1 protein-coding gene and 2 pseudogenes are annotated in these 1,621 nt (G+C 72.0%); 1 reads left to right on the forward strand and 2 read right to left on the reverse strand.

All coding sequences use genetic code 11. The features are described 5' to 3' along the window. Both EXE44_RS16675 and EXE44_RS16680 read right to left on the reverse strand, forming a co-directional pair. Positions 1–357: pseudogene (locus EXE44_RS16675) on the reverse strand (exonuclease RecJ); the annotation flags it as partial. 40 nt (positions 358–397) lie between these two features. Then, entirely contained in the window at positions 398–865 is a 468-nt protein-coding gene (locus tag EXE44_RS16680) for a 30S ribosomal protein S15 (protein WP_121561794.1), read from the reverse strand. A 419-nt stretch (positions 866–1,284) separates the two neighbouring features. Here EXE44_RS16680 and EXE44_RS16685 point away from each other — a divergent pair. Then, positions 1,285–1,621, forward strand: a pseudogene (locus EXE44_RS16685) (Na+/H+ antiporter NhaC family protein); the annotation flags it as partial.

Below are 1,621 nucleotides of genomic sequence, written 5' to 3' on the forward strand. Positions count from 1 at the left end.
GATCGACCCGGCCGCGACGACGCCGGCGAGCGCGACCACGGGGTCGGGGTCGCCGCCGAGCGCGCGGGCGACCGCGAAGGCCGCCGTGCTGGCCGGGCGCCCCGTTCCGGGGATCGCGTGCGGCCCGCGGTCGACGCCGACGGTGACCGCGACCCCGTCGTCGGGGTCGTCGGGGACCGGGTCGGCGGCCACCCGCGCCTGGAACGGCGTGCCCGTCGCTCGGAGCGCTCGCGCGAGCAGCCCGGCGGCTGCCAGCGCGTCGCCGTCGTCGGTCGCGACGAGCCGGACGAACGGCGCGTCTGCGAGGACGCCGGCGAGCGCGTCGGGGGCGGGCGTGGCGGACGTCGCTTCGGTCATGGGTGGGTCTCGTGGGGTGTCGTCGCCGCGTCTCGCCGCGTTACTCCTCGAGCAGCTCGACGGCGTTCTCGTAGGTGTACGTGAACTCCTCGTCGAGCTCGTCGCCGCGGTAGTAGTTCGCGAGGCGGCGGATCTTCGACTCCGTGTTCTGGAGCGCGCGCTTGTTCTGGTGGTCCTGCCCGTTCTCCTCCATGTGCTCGCGCAGGCGGATCGCCTGCCGCATGAGGTTACGGAGGTCCTCCGGGAGGTCGGCGTCGGCGTCGTGCTCCTCGAGGATCTCGGTGACCTTCTTCCCGGTCGCCAGCTTCACGTCCGGGATCGGGACGCCTTTGACGCCCTCGTCGCGCAGCTTGAGGCCGATGACGCTGGGGTCGTGGCCCTGCTCCGCCAGTTCGACGACGCGGGACTCGATGTCCTCGGCGTCGACGTCGCTCCACTCCGGGGTCTCGTCCGTCGCCGGCTTGTCCGAACCGGACGAACCGCGACGGCGCGTGTGCATTCGTGCCATTGTCTGTCTGGTTGGAACGGCACAACCGCAACGTGACCGCGACTCCGCGCGGCGCGGCTACGGACCGCTCGCGGACCGAGCGATCCGACCGGCTGGCCGGCGCGAGCGGACCGCCCGACCGCGACGCCGGAGGCGTCGGCGCACTGCTACATTCCCAAGCCGCGGGCGAAAGGGCCCCGGCGAGTCGGATCTGCAGCTGTGCTGTTCCCGTGTGAGGGGTCGCCGTCGGGGTTCTTAAGCGTGTTCTTGTCGGCCGGAGCGTTCTCGTGGGGCGAGCGTTCCCGTGGAGCAAGCGACGAGTGCGGCCGCGCTCTCGCCCGCGCTCGCTCCGCGCCGCCCGGGGTTTTGTTCCGCGCGAGTTCTCCGCGGAAAGGAGGATTTAGGTGAGTCGTCGGTGTTCGGGGCGATGTGACCGACAGATGACCGAGACCAGAGACGGGGCTCCGTCGGCGACCGACGGCGGGGACCCGCCCGACGGTAGCGAGTTCGGCGTCGGCGACCAGGGCGGCGACGGTCCGCGGATCGAGTTCCGCGGGGGCAAGTGGGCGAGCACGGTCCCGCTCGTCTTCTTCATCGGCTGGGCGATCCTCCAGAGCGGGGTCCTCGGCATCGGCGACACCAACGGCCTCGTCGTCGGCGCGCTGATCGGGACGACCCTCGGGATGTTTCTCGTCCGCGGCGACTGGAAGGCGTACGCCGACACCATCTTCGAGGGGATGACCCAGCGCGTGGCCGCGACCGCCATCGTCGCGTGGC

The sequence above is a fragment of the Halorubrum sp. SS7 genome (genome assembly GCF_005435055.1).
Classification (GTDB): domain Archaea; phylum Halobacteriota; class Halobacteria; order Halobacteriales; family Haloferacaceae; genus Halorubrum; species Halorubrum salinarum.